The following is a 20386-nucleotide window of genomic DNA, read 5'->3' as shown; positions in this document are numbered from 1 at the left end:
GCGCGGCGACCGTTCACTGCGCTGGCGCGTTTGCCAACTCCTGGGCCAGGCGCCGCACCGACGGGGCATCGAACAGTGTGAGCATCGTGAGTTCGACGTCGAGAGCTCCGTTGATCGCGGCGATAGCACGCATCGCAGAAATCGAATCACCGCCCAAATCGAAGAACGACTCCTCCACCCCGACCCGGTCCACACCGAGCACCTCGGCATAGATGCTGGCCAGGATCTGCTCAATCAAGGTGGCCGGGGGGCGATAGACGCCGTCGGTCCCAGATGTTGCGGGCTCAGGTGCCCCTGTCGTCGCCAACGGAGCCAACGCCGCCGTGCGGCCCCACCTATCCAGGAGCGACTTCTCGGTCCTCTTGAGCAGATCCAGGGACGACAACCGGCGGCCCGGATGAGCGGTCATCTCCACCAATGCCTTCTTGAACCGCTCCATGAGCGCTTCGATGGTCTCCGCGTCGAACACATCGGTGTCATATTGGACGCGAAGCTCCACCTCGCGGCCCGGCCCGGCTTGCACCGCGATCGGATAGTGGTAGTAGTCGCGGCTGCTGAAACCAGTGATGGCCAATCCGTCCCCGCCCGGTTGCGTTCCGACGTCAGTCGGGTAGTTCTCGTAGACGAAGACAGTGTCGAACAACTTGTCCTGGCCGGTCATGCGATGGATGTCGCTGAGCGCCACGTGCTGGTGTTCGAGCGTGTCGTTGTGGGCACTTTGCAGCTGGTCCAGCAGGTCCGCCGTGGTCGTGTCCGGGGTGAAGGTGGCCCGCACCGGCACCGTGTTGATCAGCAGGCCCACCATCGAATCCGCGCCGTCCACCTCCGGCGACCTACCGGAGACGACAGTTCCGAAGGCGACGTCATGTTCTCCGGTCAGCGAGCTGAGCAAAAGTGCCCAGGCCCCCTGCAATACGACGTTGACGGTGGTGTGATGCGAGCGCGCCAGCTTGGTGAGGGCCCTCGTCGTCTTCGCAGGCAGCCGATACGAGCCGACGCTTCGCTGCCCGAACCGCAGCTGTTGCGGCGGTCCCACGAGAATCGGAGTGTCGAAACCGGCCAACACCTCACGCCACGCCGCATGGGCGGCATGGTGATCGCGCTCGGCCAGCCATGTCATGAAACTGCGATACGGCGAGGCCGCGGGCAGCCGCAGTCCCTGGTAGCAGGCGAAGACCTCCTGCATCAGGATCGGCATCGACCAGCCGTCGAGCACGATGTGGTGATTGGTCAGTACAAACCGGTGCCGGTCGTTCGCGATGCGGATGAGCGCGGTTCGGAAGGCGGGCTGGTTCTCGAGGTCGCACACCGCGGCACGTTCGGCCGAGCAGATCTCCTCGATCTGCTCGTCGACGCCAATGCTGTTGGCATCCAACTCGATATACCGCCAGGGCGTCACCGGATCGGTGGGAATTACCTGCACGGGTTGCTCGAATTGTGGACAGAAGCGGGCCGCCAGATGCGGATGTCGGCTGACCACTGTCTGCACGGCGTCATGGAGCCGGTGCACATCGAGCGGACCACTCAATGCCAGGTCGAGTTGCACCGCGTAGACGTCATCACCGGACGAGTTCGCAATGCCGGCGTGGTACAGGAGTCCCTGCTGCAAGGGCGTCAGCAGAAGCACGTCGGCAATGGGGAATTCGCTGTGCAGCGCATCGATCTGCTGCTGCCCCAGCCGTGCAGGTGCGATGTCCGACGGGGTCAACCCGCCTCCACCCCGCCTGACATGGGCACAGATACCCGCCAGGGCGTCGAACCACAACCGGCTGATCCGGGTGACAGCTTCGCGATCCAGCGCGGTGGGCGCCCACGTCCAGGTGGCGTTCAGATGGGGGCCACTGTCGGTGTCGATGGTGACCGCGTTGAGTTCCACCGAGTGCGCCAGCGCGATGGGCATCGCCCCGGCGGCGCCGGTCAACGACAAGCCTTCCTGGCTGAAGCGCCACACGTCACCCGACGCATACGCCGCCGGGGAGCCCAGCCGGCCCAGGTAGTTGAACCCGATCACCGGATCGGATCCGGCCAGATCGACGTCGGGGTTGAGGTAGCGCAGTAGGCCGTAGGTCAGGCCGTCGGGCAGCGCCCGAAGCTGCTCTTTGGCATCCTTGATGACCGCACCGAGCGCCGCGTCGCCGGCTACCACCTGCGTCCAGCGCAGCCCGCCACCGCGGCCCCCGAAGTGCAACGACACCGGGTACTTGGTGGTGAACCAGCCGACCGTGCGCGACAGGTCGATATCTCGGTCGTCAGGGCCGCTCAGACCAGCCAACTCCTCTTGACGCCCGTGACCTTCCACATCGATCGCGATCGGCGCGCCGCCGGTGCCCAGGTACTGCGCCCACGCCAAGGCAAACGCGATCAGCAGGATCTCCTGCACTCCTGCGTGAAATGCCGCCGGCACGTCGCCGAGCAGCATGTGGGTGGTCTCGGCGTCCAGGAATTCCGACAGGTATCCGGCGGTCGCGAACGTATCCTCAGCGGGCCGCGGGGCAGGCAACGCGGGCGGGATGCCCGTCACCTGCCGCCACGCCTCCGCCTGGCCGACCACCTCGGGGTCGCGCGCATACTCGGCCAGCAGTTCGGCCCATCCCTTGAACGACGTCCCCGCCGGCGGCAGCAGCACGGGCTGCTCGCCGCGATGCTGAGTCCAGGCGATATTGAGGTCCTCCAACACAATTCGCCATGACACGCCGTCGACCGCCATATGATGTACGACCAACGCCAGCTGTCCCGTGGCCGAACTCCACAACGCGCTCAACATCGCCCCGGCGGCAGGATTCAACCGCGACCGCGCCGCTGCCAGCGCGTCTTCCGTCAACAGGTCGACCGTGTGCAGGTAACCTCGCGCGTCCACCGTGTCCGCTTCTGGCACCGTCAACGACCATCCGCCGGCGCCGTCATCCTCGGCGCGCAACCGGAGCATGCCGTGCCGATCGAGCAAGGCCTGCAACAGAATTACGACGTCGTCCTCGGAGGCACCAGCGGGCGCCTGCAGCACCACGGTCTGATTGAACTCGTCGATCGGGCCGTCGGCGCGTTCCAGGCTCTTCAACCACCGCATGATCGGGGTCGCCACCACCGGGCCGAGCCCTTCGTCGATCACACCGCCGGTGCTGTCGGCCATCCTGACCACCCGCGCGAGCCGAGCCACGGTCTGCTGGACGAAGATGTCGCGTGGTCGACCGGTCAGGCCGGCGCCGTGCGCGCGCCAGATCACCTGAATGGCCGAAATGCTGTCTCCACCAAGGTCGAAGAACGAGTCGTCGACTCCGACCTGCTCCAGACCGAGGACCTCGGCGAAGATGCCGGCCAGAAGTTCCTCGACGCGAGTGGCCGGAGCACGGTAACGATCGATGTCCTGGTATTCCGGTGCCGGCAGCGCGCGAACATCGAGTTTGCCGTTGACCGTCAATGGCAGAGCCTCGATCTCTACCACCGCGGTCGGGACCATGTAGGACGGGAGCTTTGTCGCGAGTTCGGCACGCAGCTCATCGGGATCGGCGGTTCCCGTGACGTAACCGACCAGACGCTTGTCTCCCGGACGGTCTTCACGGGCGATCACCACCGCCTGCTCGACCCCATCCAAAGCCCTCAACGCTGACTGGATCTCACCGAGTTCGATGCGGTACCCGCGGATCTTGACCTGCTCGTCCGCACGCCCGAGGTACTGCAGCTCCCCGTCCGGGCGCCAACAGACCAGATCCCCGGTGCGATACATCCGCTGTCCCGGCACTCCGAACGGACACGCCACGAACCGCGTCGCACTCAACCCGGCCCGGCCCACGTAGCCGGCACCCAAACCCGCACCGGCCACATACAACTCACCCACCACGCCGACCGGCACCGGCCGCAACCAGCGATCCAGGACGACAAAGGCCAGGTGCTTCAGCGGAACACCGATCGGGCTGACCGCGACCTCGGTATCGGCGGCGGTGATCTCCCGGAACGACGCGTGCACCGTCGTCTCGGTGATCCCGTACATATTGATCAACCGTGGAAGCACCGGATGGTCCTGCAACCATTCCCCCAGCCGTGTCGGGTCCAGCGCCTCGCCGCCGAACACGACCAACTCGAGTTGGAGCTCAGATCCTGCTCCCGGGGAAAGCTCGTCCACCGTTTGCAGCGCATAGAACGCAGACGGCGTCTGACTCAACACACTGACGCGCTCGGCGACCAGCAAGGCATGGAACTCTTCAGGCGATCGGGCCACCGAATCGGACACCACCACCAGCCGGCCGCCGTGCAGCAGCGCGCCGAAAATCTCCCAAACCGAAAAGTCGAAAGCCAACGAATGACACTGCGTCCACACTTGACCCGCAGACAACTCGAGATCGGCGTCCAGCGCCTGTAGCAACCGGGTCACATTGTGGTGCGGGATCGCGACGCCTTTCGGCGTGCCCGTGGTACCGGAGGTGTAGATCAGATAAGCGATATCGTCCGGGCGGGGTCCCACCTGCGGTGCGCTGTACGGCCGTTCGGCGACCGCGGCGTCGTCGATGGTAATCACACGCAACTGATGCCCGCTCAGGCGGTCGACCAGATCAGCGGTGGTTACCGCGGCCACCGCGGCGGAGTCGGTCACCACGAACTCCAGTCGGGAGTCGGGTACCGCTGGGTCGATCGGCACATACGCCGCGCCGGTCTTGAGCACCGCGAAAATCGCCACGATTGCCTCAACTGACCGCGAACACAGCAGGACCACCCGCCGCCCCGGGCCCACACCCTGCTCGATAAGCCTGTGCGCCAAGCGATTCGCGGCTCGATCGAGCTCTCCATATGTGATGTGTCTGCCGTCGGAAATGACCGCCGTCGCATCAGAATCCCGGGCCACCTGTGCCTCGAACAACGCGGGAATCGACACCGGGTCGGGTGCCGGGCGCGTCAGTGTCGCCAGATTGCCAACCGTATTCAGACGTGCCTGCTCATCGGCATCGAGCACATCGATCGCGGACAGTCGCCGGGTCGGGTCGAGGGCCATCGCCGCGAGCACCCGCTGCAACCGATCGATCAACGCTTCGACGCTTGCTGCGTCGAACACGTCAGTGCGGAACTCCACAGTCCCGGAAATCCCTGCGGCCTCGCCGGTTTCAGTCCAGCACTCGGCCAACGAGAAGGACAGATCCATGCGCGCGGTGTGGGTGTCCAGCGGAAGCTGGGTGGCTTCCAGATCTCCCAGCACCAAACCGCCACCGGCAGCATCGGCCTGTCCCGGAACGTTCTGCCAGGCCAACATCACCTGCACCAGAGGGTGATGGGTCAACGAACGGGTTGGATTGAGTCGTTCGACGAGTACCTCGAAAGGCACATCCTGGTGCTCGAAGGCGCCGAGGCTGCGGGCTCGCACTTGAGCCAGCACCTCGGTAATGCTGGGATCTCCAGCCAGATCCGCGCGTAGCACCAACGTGTTGACGAAAAACCCGACCAGCTCATCGAGGGCTGGATCACGACGTCCGGCGATCGGGAATCCAACGGCCACATCGGAACTTGAGCTCAGCTTCGAGAGCAGGGTCAGCAGCGCCGCCTGGATCACCATGAACTTGGTGGCGTTGTGATCGCGAGCCAGGCGAGCAACCTGCTGCTGCAGTTCGGCTGGCCACGCCACATCAACCCTGTCGCCATGGTGGTCAGCCACCAGGGGATACGGGCGGTCGGTCGGCAACGCCACCCGTTCAGGCATCCCGGCAAGTGATTCCGCCCAGAAACTCAGTTGCTGAGAGATACGGCTGGCACTGTCCTCCAGATCGCCGAGCTGCCCGCGCTGCCACAGGGTGTAATCGGCATATTGGACCGCCAGCGGTTCCCAGCCGGGCGCGTTCCCTGCGCGCCGACTGACATATGCCGTCCCCAGATCGGCCACCAGCGGCGTGATCGACCAGCCGTCGGCGGCGATGTGGTGCACTACCGTAACCAGCACATGCTTGTCCTCGGCAACGCGGAAAATCGTTGCCCGGAAGGGGATCTCGGCAGCCAGGTCGAAACTGTGCCGCGCCGCTTCCTCGACGGCGTCCTGCAACCGGCTGGCGGACCATCCGGCGGCGTCGACGACGTCCCAGGAGAACCTGGTCTGCTCGGCGGGAACAACCAACTGCTGAGGCGTCCCGTCGACCGTCGGGAACAACGTGCGCAGGCTCTCGTGGCGACCGAGCAGGTCCGCGAAGGCCGCGCCCAGCGCATCGGCATCGACCCGACCGTCAAGCTGCAACCCTGCCACCAGGTTGTAAACCGGTGAGGGGCCCTGCAATTGGTCGATGAACCACAACCGACTCTGCGCGAACGACAGGGGCATCACCTCTGGCCGCTCGACGGCCAGCAACGGCTGCTGCCGAGCCTCATCACCACCGATGCGATGGACCAACTGGGCTACCGTTGGGGCATCGAATACGACGCGTTCTTCGAGGCCGGCGTCCAAGGTTCTGTTGAGCGCGGCGACCAGGCGCATGGCCTGTAGAGAATCCCCGCCGAGATCGAAGAAGGAGTCGTCCACGCCGACACGGTCCAGTCCGAGGATCTGGGCGTAGATCCCGGCCAGGATCTCCTCGGTCGGAGTCGACGGGGCCCGATAGTCATCGATGTGCTGGTATTCCGGTGCAGGCAAAGCCTTCTTGTCGAGCTTGCCGTTGACCGTCAACGGCAACGCATCAATCACCACAACCGCGGTGGGCACCATATAGGCCGGCAGCTTCTCCCCCAGCGCGGCACGGGCTGCCGACGGATCGGCGGTCCCGGTGATGTAGCCGACCAGACGCTTGTCGCCGGGACGGTCCTCACGGACGATCACCACCGCCTGCTCGACCCCATCCAAAGCCCTCAACGCCGACTCGATCTCACCCAACTCGATGCGATAGCCACGAATCTTGACCTGCTCATCGGCCCGCCCGAGGTACTGCAGCTCCCCTTCCGGGTTCCAAGACACCAGATCCCCGGTGCGATACATCCGCAACCCCGGTGTGTCGGCCTCACCGAACGGACACGCGACGAACCGCGACGCGCTCAGTCCAGAACGACCGACATAGCCATAGCTCAAACCCGCACCGGCCACGTACAACTCGCCCACCACGCCCGCGGGCACCGGGCGCAACCAGCGATCCAGCACGAAGAACGCGAGATCGTCCAGAGGTACACCGATCGGACTGACCGCGTTCCCCACATCGGCCGCGGTGATCTCCCGGAACGAGGCATGCACCGTCGTCTCGGTGATCCCGTACATATTGATCAACCGCGGCGACACCGCATGCCGGTCCAACCAAGATGCAAGCCGCTGCGGTTCCAGCGCTTCACCGCCGAACACCACGAGCTCGAGTGAGAGCTGACTGTCAGGCCGGGCGACATCTGCGGCGGCCAGCGCATAGAACGCCGACGGCGTCTGACTCAACACATTCACATGTTCATCGACCAACAACGCGTGGAACTCTTCGGCCGAACGCGTCACCTCTTCGGGCACCACCACCAACCGGCCACCATGCAACAGCGCGCCGAAAATCTCCCACACCGAAAAGTCAAAAGCCAACGAATGACACTGCGTCCACGCCTGACCCGCAGACAACTCGACATCGGCGTCCACCGCCCGTAGCAACCGCGCCACATTCCGATGCGCAACCGCCACACCTTTGGGCACACCCGTAGTGCCCGACGTGTAGATCAGATACGCGACATCCTCGCCGGTTGGTTCGACCGGCGGTGGAGTACTCGGCCGACCGGCCGTAGCGGAGTCGTTGACATCGATCACCGTCAACCCACGTCCGCCCAACCGATCCACCAGATCAGCAGTGGTCACCACAGCCATCGGCGCGGAGTCAGAGAGCACGAAATCCAGCCGAGCATCAGGCACCGAAGGATCGATCGGCACATACGCCGCACCGGTCTTCAGCACCCCCATGATCGCCACGACCGCCTCAACCGACCGCGGGAACAACAGCGCCACCCGCAGCCCCGGACCCACACCCCGCTCAACCAGCAAGTGCGCCAACCGATTCGCAGCCGCATCCAACCCGCGGTACGACATCGAACTATCGCCGAAGCTGACCGCCACCGCGTCCGGATGACGAACCACCCGCTCGGCGAACAAGACCGGAATCGACACCGTCGCCGGGACCGCCCCCTTCAGGGCTGCCCGGTTACCCCACCCATCGAGCTCCTCAAGCTCATCGTCGTCGTCGAGATCCATCGACAACAACCGCCGGTTGGAGTCGGCTGTCACGATTGTTGTACCTCCCCGGTCATGGCCTCCAGCACCCGCTGGAACCGTCGGACGACCTTGCTCACACGCTGGGCGGTGAACACGTCGGTATCGAATTCGACACGCAGTACCAGCTCGGTGCCGGGCATGGCCTGCAGAGTCAGTGGGTAGTGGTTGTATTCGCGGCCGTTGACCTCGGTGATTGCCAACCCGTCGGCCATGGCTGACGCCACGTTCTCCACCGGATAGTTCTGATAGACGAACAGCGTGTCGAACAATTGATCATGGCCCACGGCACGGTGGATTTCACTGAGCGCCAGATGCTGATGCTCGAGCGTGTCGCCGTGACTGCGCTGCAGTTCGTCGAGCAGGCCCGCGATGGTGGTGTCCGGCGTGATGGTGGCCCGGACCGGCACGGTGTTGATCAGCAGGCCCACCATCGAATCCGCGCCTGCCACTTCTGCCGTCCGGCCCGAGACCGCGACGCCGAACGCGACGTCGTGTTGGCCGGTGAGCCACATGAGCACCTGTGCCCACGCAGCTTGGAGCACGGTGTTGGCGGTCGTGTGTTGTGAGCGCGCGAGTTCGTTGACCGCCTGGGTGGTTTCGGCGGGCACTCGGAAGGACTCGGTGGCCCGTCGCCCTGGTGTTACCCGGTTGGGGGCGACCAGGGTCGGGGCGGCGAATCCCGCCAGGACCTCACGCCATGCCGCGTGGGCGGCGTCGACGTCGCGATCGGCCATCCATGTCACGAACCTGCGGTACGACGCGGCGGCAGGCAGGCGTTGCCCGTAGTAGCCGGCGAAGATCTCCTGCAACAGGATCGGCAGTGACCAGCCATCGAGCACGATGTGGTGATAGGTCATGACGAACCGGTGCACGTTGTGCGCGGTCTGGATCAGCGCCGTGCGGAATGCCGATTGATGGACCAGGTCGCAGACAGATGCGCGTTCGGCGGCGCACAACTCCTGTATCTGCTCCTCGGTGAGGACATCCGTGGCCATTTCGACGTACTGCCATGGCACGCTGGGATCGGCCGGGATGATCTGGACGGGGTCGCCGAATCGTTTGTCGAACCGCGCAGCCAGGTTGGGGTGGCGCTGCACCACGTTGCGCACCGCCTCGCGCAGCCGGTGTGGATCCAGCGGGCCGGTGATGGTGACGTCGAGTTGCATGGCGTAAACGTCGTCATCGTTGGTGTGAGTTGCGTTGGCCTGGAACAGGAGTCCCTGCTGCAGAGGCGTCAGGGGCAGTACGTCGGCAACGCGGTGATGCTCGCTCAGCTCGTCGATCTCTGGCTGGGTGAGGCGGGCGGGGACGATGTCGGACGGTGTCAGACCTCCGCCGCCGTTGCGGACGTGCGCACAGACGCCGCTCAGTGCTTCGAACCAGAGCTGGCCGAGTCGGCTGACCTGGGTCTCGTCCAGGGCCGATGGAGCCCACGTCCACGTGGCGTGAAGACTTGGGCCGGTCTCGGTTTCGGCGGTGCTCGCGTTGAGTTCCACGGTGTGACCGAGAGGCATCGGTATCGCCGTGGCCGCAGCGGCGAACGTCGCCCCATCGCTGCTGACCTGCCAGAGGCCGGCAAGCTCGTCCGGCTGCGCGGCGCCCGTGCCGCCCAGCCTGCCGAGATAGTTGAAACCGATGGTCGGGTCGGCTCCGGCCAGGTCGATGCCAGGGTTGAGGTAGCGAAGGAGCCCGTAGGTCATGCCGTCGGGTAGGGCACGCAGTTGTTCCTTGGCGTCCTTGATCACGCGGCCGAGTGCAGGATCGCCCGCCTTCACCTCAGACCAACGCAGCCCGGCCAGGGGCCCCCGGACATTGAGCGCCACGGGGTACTTGGCGGTGAACCAGCCCACGGTGCGCGAGAGGTCGATGTTCCGGTCGACGGTTCCACCCAATTCTTCGGTACGGCCGTGACCCTCGACATCGATGGCCACCGGCAGGGTGACGCCCAGGAATTCTGTCACCGCCAGCGCGTAGGCGATCAGCAGAATATCTTGCACCCCAGCGTGGAACGCAGCCGGAGCCTCACCGAGCAGGACCCGGGTCGTCTCGACATCCAACGACGCGGTGAGGTGGCCGGCGGTGGCGTACGTGTCGACTTCGGGCTGCACCGTGGGTAGCGCGGATGGCGTCGCCAACACCTGTTGCCAGACGGCGGCCTGACCCTGCACCGCCGCGGAGCGCGCATGCTCGCCGAGCAGTGCCGTCCACTGCGCGAATGACGTCCCGGTCGCAGAGAGCGCGACCGGCTGACCCTGGGAATGCTGAGCCCAGGCGATGTTGAGGTCCTCGAGCAGAATCCGCCACGACACCGCATCGACCGCGAGGTGATGAATGGTCAACACCAGCTGGCCGGTGGACGCCACCCACAGCGCACTGACCATCTCCCCGGCAGCCGGGTTCAGCCGGGACCGGGCCGCCACCAGTGCTTCATCGGACAGCGCGTCCACCGACTCCAGGTGTGCTCGCACCGAACCCTTCTCGGGTACCACGAGCGACCAGGTCCCTGCCCCACCGTCTTCAGCACGCAGACGCAGCATGGAATGCCGGTCCAGTAGCGCAGCCAAAACCGTCTCGACGTCGGACTCGGTGACCCCCGGTGGGGCTTGCACCACCACCGTCTGGTTGAACTCGTCGACCGGGCCGCCGGAACGGTCCACCTCTTCCAGCCATCGCATGATCGGGGTCGCCCCCACCGGACCGACACCCTCGTCCACCGGACCGGCGTCATCATCGGCCAGGCCTGCCACCTGAGCCAGCCGGGCTACGGTCTGCTCGACGAAAACGTCACGGGGCCTGCACATCACGCCGCACGCCCTGGCCCGAGCCACTACCTGCATGGACAGGATGCTGTCTCCGCCCAGGTCGAAGAACGACTCATCGACCCCGACCCGCTCGAGCCCGAGTACCTCGGCATAGATGCCCGCCAGGATCTCCTCGACGTGCGTCTCCGGTGCGCGGTACCGATCGGCGTCCTGGTACTCCGGTGCCGGCAAGGCGCGGGTGTCGAGTTTGCCGTTGACCGTCAACGGCAACGCGTCCAGGACCACGATTGCCGCCGGGACCATGTAGGGAGGGAGCCGGTCGGCCAACGTATTTCGGATCCCCGCCGGATCCACCGAACCGGCCGCGTCCTGGGTGACATAGCCGACCAGACGCTTGATCCCCGGGTGGTCTTCGCGGGCGATCACGACCGCCTGCCCGACCCCGTCCAGTCCGCCCAAAACGGCCTGCACTTCGCCGAGCTCGATGCGATAGCCGCGAATCTTGACCTGGTCATCGGCACGGCCCAGGTACTGCAGCTGCCCGTCAGCACGCCAGCTCACGAGGTCTCCGGTGCGATACATCCGCGTTGCGGGCTGCCCCGGCTCACCGAACGGACACGCCACGAACCGCGCCGCCGTCAATCCCGAGCGGCCCAGGTAGCCACACGCCACACCGTCGCCGGCCACGTACAGCTCGCCGACCACGCCGGGAGGCACGGGACGCAACCACTGGTCGAGTACGAACAGCGCCGACGTCGGGACGGGCGCCCCGATGGGTGCGGCGCCCGACCCCGGTTTCAAGGGTGCACTCATCGACGCGTACACCGTGATCTCGGTGGGGCCATAGGCGTTGATCACCACCCGCCCGGGCGCCCAACGATCGACCACCTCACCCGGACACGCCTCGCCACCGAGCAGCAGCGCGACCGACTCCAGCCCCTCCGGGGACAGCGCACCAGCCGCCGACGGGGTCTGGGTGAGCACGTTCACCTGCTCGCTGACCAGGAGAGCATGGAACTCGGCGGGTGAAGTCACGACCGACTCGGGCACCACGACCAGGCGTGCCCCGCCCAGCAGTGCGGCCCAGATCTCCCATACCGAGAAGTCGAACGCATACGAATGGCACTGCGTCCAAACCTGGTTCTCGGGCAGCTGCTCAGGCGTGGACCGGGCCAGGTGAGTCAGGTTGTGGTGAGTGACGGCCACGCCCTTGGGAAGGCCGGTCGTTCCCGAGGTGTAAATCAGGTAGGCGATATCCTCGGGCGCCGGTTCCGCGGGCGCGGTGCTGGGCTCGTTCGCCAGCGCCGGGTCACCGACGTCGATCACCCGCAGGCTCTGGCCGTCCAGTCGGCCAGCCAGGGTGGTGGTGGTGATCGCGGCGATCGGTGCGGCATCGTCCAGCATGAAGTCGATTCGAGCCGAGGGCAGCGCGGGGTCGATCGCCAGATAGGCGGCCCCCGTCTTCAGCACCGCCAGCATCGCGACGATCGCGTCCGCAGAGCGCTCCAGCAGCAGCGCCACGCACTGACCGGGCCCGGCACCTTGGCTGATGAGCAAGTGCGCCAACCGGTTTGCAGCCTCATCGAGCGCGCGGTACGTCAGCGACCGGCCGTCAAAGGTGACCGCCACGGCCTCCGGGTCGTGTTCGACCCGCGCGGCGAACACCGCTGGGACCGACACCGGATTCGCGGTCGGCACCGCCCCAGCCAGCGCCGCCCGGTTACCCATCGCATCGATGTGGGTGTGTTCGACGACATCGAGCAGGTCGATCGTGGACAGCCGCCGGTCGGTATCGGCGGTCATCGCTGACAACACGAGCTCGAACCGATTGATCATCGTTTCGATGGTCGCGGTGTCGAACACGTCGGTGCGGAACTCGACCGTCCCCCCGATTCCGGCAGGTGCACCGGTCGGGGTCCGTCGTTCCGCCATCGAGAAGCTCAGGTCCATCCGTGCGGTGTGGGTGTCCGCGGGCATCTGGCTGACCTCGAGATCACCGAGCGCAAGGCCGCCACCGGACTGACCGGGAACGTTCTGCCATCCCAGCGCCACCTGTATCAGCGGGTGGTGGGTCAGGGACCGGGTCGGATTGAGCCGCTCGACGAGTACTTCGAACGGCACATCCTGGTGGTCGTAGGCGGCCAGACTGCGGGACCGCACCTGCGCCAACAACTCCGCCACCGTCGGATCTCCAGCCAGATCGGCCCTCAGCACCAATGTGTTGACGAAGAACCCGATCAGCTCGTCGAGCGCGGGGTCGCGCCGGCCGGCGATGGGGAAACCAACTGCCACATCGGAACTTCCGCTGAGCTTGGACATCAGCGTCAGCAACGCCGTCTGGATCACCATGAAGCTGGTCGCATTGTGCTGACGAGCGACTCGGCTGATTTGCTGCTGAAGTTCGGCGGACCAGTCCAAGGTGACGACGGCGCCGCGCTGATCGGCGGTCGGCGGATACGGCCGGTCGGTGGGCAGTTCCACCCGTTCGGGCATGCCGGCCAGCGCATCCTGCCAGTAGGTCAGCTGCGTGGCGATCCGGCTCTGGCTGTCGTCGAAGTCCCCGAACTGTGCACGCTGCCATAGTGTGTAATCGACGTACTGGACGGCCAGATCCGCCCAAGCAGGGGCCTGCCCGGCACTCCGGCCGGCGTAGGCCACGCCGAGGTCGGTCACCAGCGGCGTGAGAGACCAGGCGTCGGCGGCGATGTGGTGCACCACCGCAGCCAGCACATGTTCGTCCCCCGATAGGCGGAAAAGCTTCGCCCGCAACGGAATTTCGCCGGACAGGTCGAATACGTGACGCGCCGCCTCACCGATCGCCTCGTGCAACTGCTCTGCCGTCCAACCGGTGGCATCGACGACATCCCAGCCGAAGTCCACCTGCGCTACCGGAAGCACCGACTGCCGCGGGATTCCCTCGACTGCCGGGAACACGGTACGCAGGCTTTCGTGACGGGCCACCACGTCGGCGAGTGCAACACCCAACGCGTCGGCATCCAGGGTCCCGCTGAGCCGCAGTGCCGTCGCCATGTTGTAAACCGGTGAGGGACCTTGCAATTGATCGAGGAACCACAGCCGGGACTGCGCGAACGACAGCGGGATCACCGCGGGACGCTCACCGGCCACCAGCGGATCCAGACGAGCCTCGTCGCCACCGATGCGCGGCGCCAGCTGCGCCACCGTGGGCGCCTCGAACAAGACGCGCACCGCGAGACCGGTGTCGAGGGTGGTGTTGATCGCGGCGACCAGACGCATCGCCGACAGCGAATCTCCACCCAGATCGAAGAAGGAATCGTCGACCCCGACTCGCTCCACTCCCAGCACGGCGGCGTAGATCCCGGTGAGGATCTCTTCGGTGAGGGTCCCCGGAGCGCGGTAACGGTCGATGTCCCGGTACTCGGGTGCGGGCAGGGCCCGCGTGTTCAGTTTGCCGTTGGGGGTCAACGGCAATGTCGCCAAGGTGACCACCGCGGCCGGGACCATATAGGGCGGGAGCTGTTCGGCCAACTGGGCGCGCAGCTTGGCCGGGTCCGCAGTCCCCGTCACGTAACCCACCAGCCGCTTGTCGCCGGGGCGATCCGCACGTGCGATCACGGCTGCCTGTTCGACGCCGTCCAGCCCGGCCAAAACCGCCTGGATCTCGGTGAGTTCGATGCGATACCCACGGATCTTGACCTGCTCGTCGGCACGTCCCACGTAACGCAGCTGCCCATCGGTACCCCAGCACACCAGATCGCCGGTGCGGTACATGCGGGTTCCCGGCGCACCGAACGGGCAAGCCACAAAGCGTGATCCGGTCAGATTCGCCTGGCCCAGATAGCCGACACCTACGCCGCGGCCGGCGACATACAACTCCCCGACCACCCCTGGCGGTACCCGACGCAACGACCCGTCGAGCACGAACAGCGCCGAGCTCGGAACCGGCGCACCGATCGACGGAGCGCCCGTCCCAGGCACCAGAGGCGCAGTCCTGGAAGCACATATCGTGGTCTCGGTCGGGCCGTACGCATTGACCATCATGCGTCCGGGCGCCCAGCGATCCACCAACTCGGCCGGGCAGGCCTCACCAGCCACCAACAACGACACTGCACCCAAACGCTCGGGCGACAGCAGTGCGACCGCTGAGGGCGTCTGGCTCAAGACGCTGACCTGCTCGGCGACGAGCAGCGTCTGCAGGTCTTCTGGCGAGCGGGCCACTGACTCGGGAACGACGACCAGCCGCCCGCCGTGCAGCAACGCGCCCCAGATCTCCTCTACCGAGGCGTCGAAGGCGTACGAATGCCATTGCGTCCACGTCTGTCCCGCCAGGAACGTGTCAGACGAGCCCAGTAGCTCGGTCACGTTGCGATGGGTGATCGCCACTCCCTTGGGAACGCCGGTGGTTCCCGAGGTGTAGATGATGTAGGCGATGTCGTCCGGCTCCGGCGCGGACAACGCGGTGCCCTCGAGGCCGTCGAGGCCCGGGTGCGAGGCATCCGCTGCATCATCGACCTCGATGACCTGCAGGTCGCACCCGGCCAGTCGATCGGCCAGGCCGGTGGTGACGATCGCGGCTGCCGGCGCGGCATCGGCGAGCATGAATTCAATTCGCGCATCGGGCAATACGGGGTCGATCGGCAGGTACGCCGCCCCCGCCTTGAGCACCGCCAGCATCGACACGACCGCTTCTGCGGAACGCTCCGCCAGCAATGCCACGCAGGCACCTGCCCTCACACCGTGAGCTGCCAGCGTGTGCGCCAACCGAGTTGCCGCCTCGTCGACTTCCCCGTACGACATGCGGCGGCCGCCGAAACTGATCGCCACCGCCTCAGGCGCTCGGGCGACCTGTTCGGCGAACAACACCGGAATCGAGACGGGAACCGGTGTCGTGGCGGGCTCACGCGTCGCCAGTACCGACCGATTGCCCCACGCATCCAGTCGGGCAAGCTCGGCTTCGTCCAGCAGGTCCAGGGACGAGAGCCGCTGGGTGGTGTCGGCCGTCATCGCCGCCAGGACCCGCTGCCACCGCGCGATCAGTGTTTCGATGCTGTCCGTGTCGAACACATCGGTGCGGAACTCCACTGCCCCACCGATTCCGGCGGGCGCACCTTCGGACGTCCAGCGTTCTCCGAGCGAGAACGTCAGATCCATGCGGGCGGTCTGGGTGTCCACGGGCAACGGGGTCACATCGAGGTCGCCCAGGCTCAGCCCGTCGGCGGGGCCGGTGTCCTGCCAGGGAAGGTTCTGCCACGCCAACGCCACCTGCACCAACGGGTGGTGTGCGAGACTGCGGGTCGGGTTGAGCCGTTCCACCAGAACTTCGAACGGAACGTCCTGATGCTCGAAGGCGGCCAAGCTGCGCGTGCGCACCTGGGCCAGCAACTCCGCCACGGTGGGATCACCGGTCAGATCCGCGCGCAACACCAGATTGTTGACGAAGAAACCGACCAGCTCCTCGAGTGCCGGGTCGCGACGCCCGGCGATCGGGAACCCCACGGCCACATCCGAACTCGCGCTCAGCCGGGAAAGCAGGGTAAGCAGCGCGGCCTGCACCACCATGAAACTGGTCGCCCCGTGCTCGGCGGCCACCGCGTTCACCCGCTGCTGCAGCTCGGCGGGCCATTCGACCTCGACAGTGGAACCGCGCTGATCGGCAACCGGCGGGTATGGACGATCGGTGGGCAATGCCAGGCGTTCGGGGAGGCCGGCGAGGGCGTCTTCCCAGTAGCCCAGCTGCGCGGCGATCGGGCTGTCACGGTCCTCGAGATCGCCCAGCTGCGTACGTTGCCACAGCGTGTAGTCGACGTACTGCACAGGCAATGGCGCCCAGTCGGGCGCCTGCCCGGCGCACCGGCCGGCGTACGCCACACTCAGATCGCGCACCAGCGGGGTCAGTGACCAGCCGTCGGCAGCGATGTGGTGGACCACGGCCACCAGGACGTGCTCATCCTCGGCGACGCGGAAAACCTTTGCCCGCATCGGGATTTCGGAACTGAGGTCGAAGCTGTACCGGACGGCTGCGTCGATGGCCGCGTCCAGCTCGCCGTCCGCCCAGCCGGTGGCATCGACGACCGTCCAACCGAAGTCCGCGCGGTCGATCGGCATCACCACCTGGCGAGGTGTTCCGTCGGGTGAGTCGAACAGCGTGCGCAGGCTCTCATGGCGAGCGACCACGTCGCCCAGCGCCGCGCCCAACGCGTCCGCGTCGAGCCGACCGTGAAGCCGCAGGCCGACCGGCATGTTGTAAACCGGGGACGGCCCTTGCAGCTGGTCGACGAACCACAACCGATTCTGGGCGAACGACAACGGAATCACAGCAGGGCGCTCACTCGCCACCAGCGGGTTCACCGCCCCCGCGCGTTCACCGATACACAGCGCCAACTGCGCAACGGTGGGAGCTTCGAACACCGTGCGTACCGAAAGTTCGGTATCCAGGCTGGCATTGATCGCCGAAACCAGCCGCATCGTCGAGACGGAGTCCCCGCCCAGATCGAAGAAGGAGTCGTCGGCACCGACGCGCTCCACACCCAGCACCCGAGCGTAGATCCCGGCCAGGATCTCCTCGTCCGCGCCGGACGGCGCGCGGTAATGGTCGGTATCGCGGTAGTCCGGCGCCGGTAGTGCCCGGGTGTCGAGCTTGCCGTTCACCGTCACCGGCAGCGCAGCGAGGGCCACCACCGAGGCGGGAACCATGTAGCCCGGCAGCCGTTCGGCCAGTGCCGCACGCGCTCTGACCGGATCGGCAGTCCCGGTGATGTAGCCCACCAGACGCTTGTCACCCGGCTGATCCTCGCGGGCGATCACCGCCGCTTGGTCCACCCCTTCCAGCGCGGTCAGCGCCGACTGGATCTCGCCGAGTTCGATGCGGTACCCGCGGATCTTGACCTGCTCATCGGCTCGGCCGAAGTAATCCAGCTGCCCGTCGGCTCGCCATCGCACCAGGTCGCCGGTGCGGTACATGCGCGTGCCGGGTTCCCCGAACGGACATGCCATGAAGCGCGATGCGGTCAGTCCCGCCCGGCGCCAATACCCGATGCCGACGCCGGCGCCGGCCAGGTACAACTCACCTACCACGCCTGCCGGTACCGGCCGCAGCCATTCGTCCAGCACGAAGAACGCCGCCCACGCTGTCGGTGCTCCGATCGGCGGGGCACCCGAACCGGCTGCCAAAGGCGCACTGGCACACAACCACATCGTGGTCTCGGTCGGGCCGTAGACGTTGACCATCACCCGTCCCGGCGCCCAGCGATCCACCAACTCCGGCGGGCAAGGTTCTGCACCGATCACGAGTGATGTCGCGGCCAGGCCCTGCACCGGCAGCACTCCCACGGCCGACGGGGTCTGGGTCAACACCGTGACCCGTTCGCGCACCAGAAGGGCGTGGAAATCCTCGGGCGAACGGGTCACCGAGTCGGGCACCACCACGAGCCGGCCACCGTGCAGCAGCGCACCCCAGATTTCCCACACCGAGAAGTCGAACGCATACGAATGGAACTGCGTCCACACCTGTCCCGGCTCCAGCGGCACACCGATCTCGAGCGAGTCGAACAGCTGCGCCACGTTGCGCTGGGTGACTGCCACCCCCTTGGGCTGCCCGGTGGTGCCCGACGTGTAGATGATGTGGGCCATGTCGTCGGGGGCCGGTGCCGCCAGTGCCGTACTGGGCTGGTCGGCGACGACCGGGTCCGCCACGTCGAAGATCATCAGGCCGTGCCCATCGAACCGGTCGACCAACTCAGTCGTGGTGACCGCGGCGATCGGGGCAGAGTCGGTCAGCATGAACTCGACGCGGGCCTCGGGAAGCGCCGGGTCGATCGGCAGATAGGCCGCGCCACTCTTGAGCACCGCCAGGATCGCCACGACGGCCTCCGCGGAACGCGGGAACATCAACGCGACCCGCTCGCCGGGGCCCACTCCCCGACTGACGAGCAAGTGCGCCAACCGATTCGCGGACTCATCGAGTTCCCGATACGTCAGCGACCGGTCGCCACAGACCAGCGCCACCGCCTCTGGCGCCCGCATCACCTGCGCCGCGAACAGCTCCGGCACCGACGCCGGCTGCGCCAGGTTGGACAGCACCGCCCGATTGCCCCACTGGGCAAGGCGCGTGCGCTCGGCCTCGTCGAGGAGGCTCACCGCCGAGAGCGCACGACCCGGATCGGTCGTCATCGCCTCCAGCACAGCCTCGATCCGCTCGGTGAGCACATCGATGTCGGCGGTGTCGAAGACGGCGGTGTCGTATTCGAGACGCAGGCGAAGTTCATCACCGGGTATCGCTTGCATCGTCAGCGGGTAGTCGGTCGATTCGTGACTGGTGAAATCGATGATCTCCAAGCCGTCACCGGCGCCGGATAACGCAGCGGTGTCGACCGGGTAGTTCTCGAACACGAACAGGGTGTCGAACAGCCGGTCATGGTCGGTGATGCGGTGGATCTCGCTGAGCGAAAGATGTTGGTGCTCAAGAGTCTTGGTTTGAGCGTGTTGCAGCTGGTCAAGCAGGTCGGAGGTGGTGGTCGCCGCGGTGATGTCAGCGCGCACCGGCACCGTATTGATCAGCAGGCCCACCATCGACTCCGCGCCGACCACCTCGGCCGGCCGCCCGGAGACCACGGTGCCGAAGGCGATGTCACGCTGGCCGGTCAGTGAGTTCAGCAGGAGCGCCCATGCGCCCTGCAACACGATGTTGGCGGTGGTGCGGTGCGAGCGCGCGAGCTCGGTGACCGCCCGGGTGATCTTCGCGGACAGTTGATGTGCCCGCACGCCGCGCTGCCCCGGCTCGGACTTCTGCGACGAGTCGACGAGGGTGGGGGTGTCAAAACCGTCCAGCACCTCACGCCAGGCCGCATGTGCTGCCTCGATGTCGCGATCGGCCAGCCACCTGATGAAGCTGCGATACGGCGTGGCCGCGGGCAGCCGGTGACCGTGGTAGGAGGCGAAGATCTCCTGCAGCAGGATGGGCAGCGACCAGCCATCGAGCACGATGTGATGATTGGTGAGCACCACCCGGTGGCTGTTGTGTGCGGTGCGGACGACCGCCACCCGGAAGGCCGGCGGATGTGCCAGATCGCAGACCGCGGCGCGTTCCTCAGCGCATACCTGCCGGATCTGCTCCTCGGTTGCGGCGCCGCCCAATTCGACATAGCGCCACCCTGCGGCGGGATCAGCCGGGATGACCTGCACCGGTTCGTCGAACTGTTCGCAGAATCGGGCCGCGAGATGCGGATGGCGGTTGGCCACTGCCTGCACGGCATCCCGGAGCCGGTGCTCGTTGAGCGCACCGGCGACGGTGATGTCCAACTGCACCACGTACAGGTCGTCATCGGAGCCCTGCACGGTGCTGCTGTGAAAGACGAGCCCCTGCTGTAATGCGGTCAGCGGCAGGATGTCTGCCACCCGGTTCTGCCGTGACAACTCATCGATCTCGTGCTGGCTGAGCCGGGCAGGCGCGATGTCCGAC

General features: G+C 66.3%; 1 protein-coding gene and 1 pseudogene (1 of these 2 cut by a window edge). Both read right to left on the bottom strand.

Annotation, left to right across the window (positions count from 1 at the left end; genetic code table 11):
* Window positions 1-13: 13 nt before the first annotated feature.
* Window positions 14-8200, bottom strand: a pseudogene (locus tag EYZ64_RS15750) (amino acid adenylation domain-containing protein); the annotation flags it as partial.
* Window positions 8197-20386: the end of a non-ribosomal peptide synthase/polyketide synthase gene (locus EYZ64_RS15745; RefSeq protein WP_135454570.1), read on the bottom strand. Its footprint extends 12230 nt past the window's final position; only the last 12190 of its 24420 coding nucleotides appear in the window; its start codon lies beyond the right edge, outside the window; the stop codon is at window positions 8197-8199. The gene EYZ64_RS15745 and the pseudogene EYZ64_RS15750, both read right to left, overlap by 4 nt.

The organism is Mycobacterium sp. DL99 (assembly GCF_004762045.1).
Classification (GTDB): domain Bacteria; phylum Actinomycetota; class Actinomycetes; order Mycobacteriales; family Mycobacteriaceae; genus Mycobacterium.
Note: the sequence above shows the minus strand (reverse complement) of the source record. Positions and strands in the feature narration are given on the sequence as shown.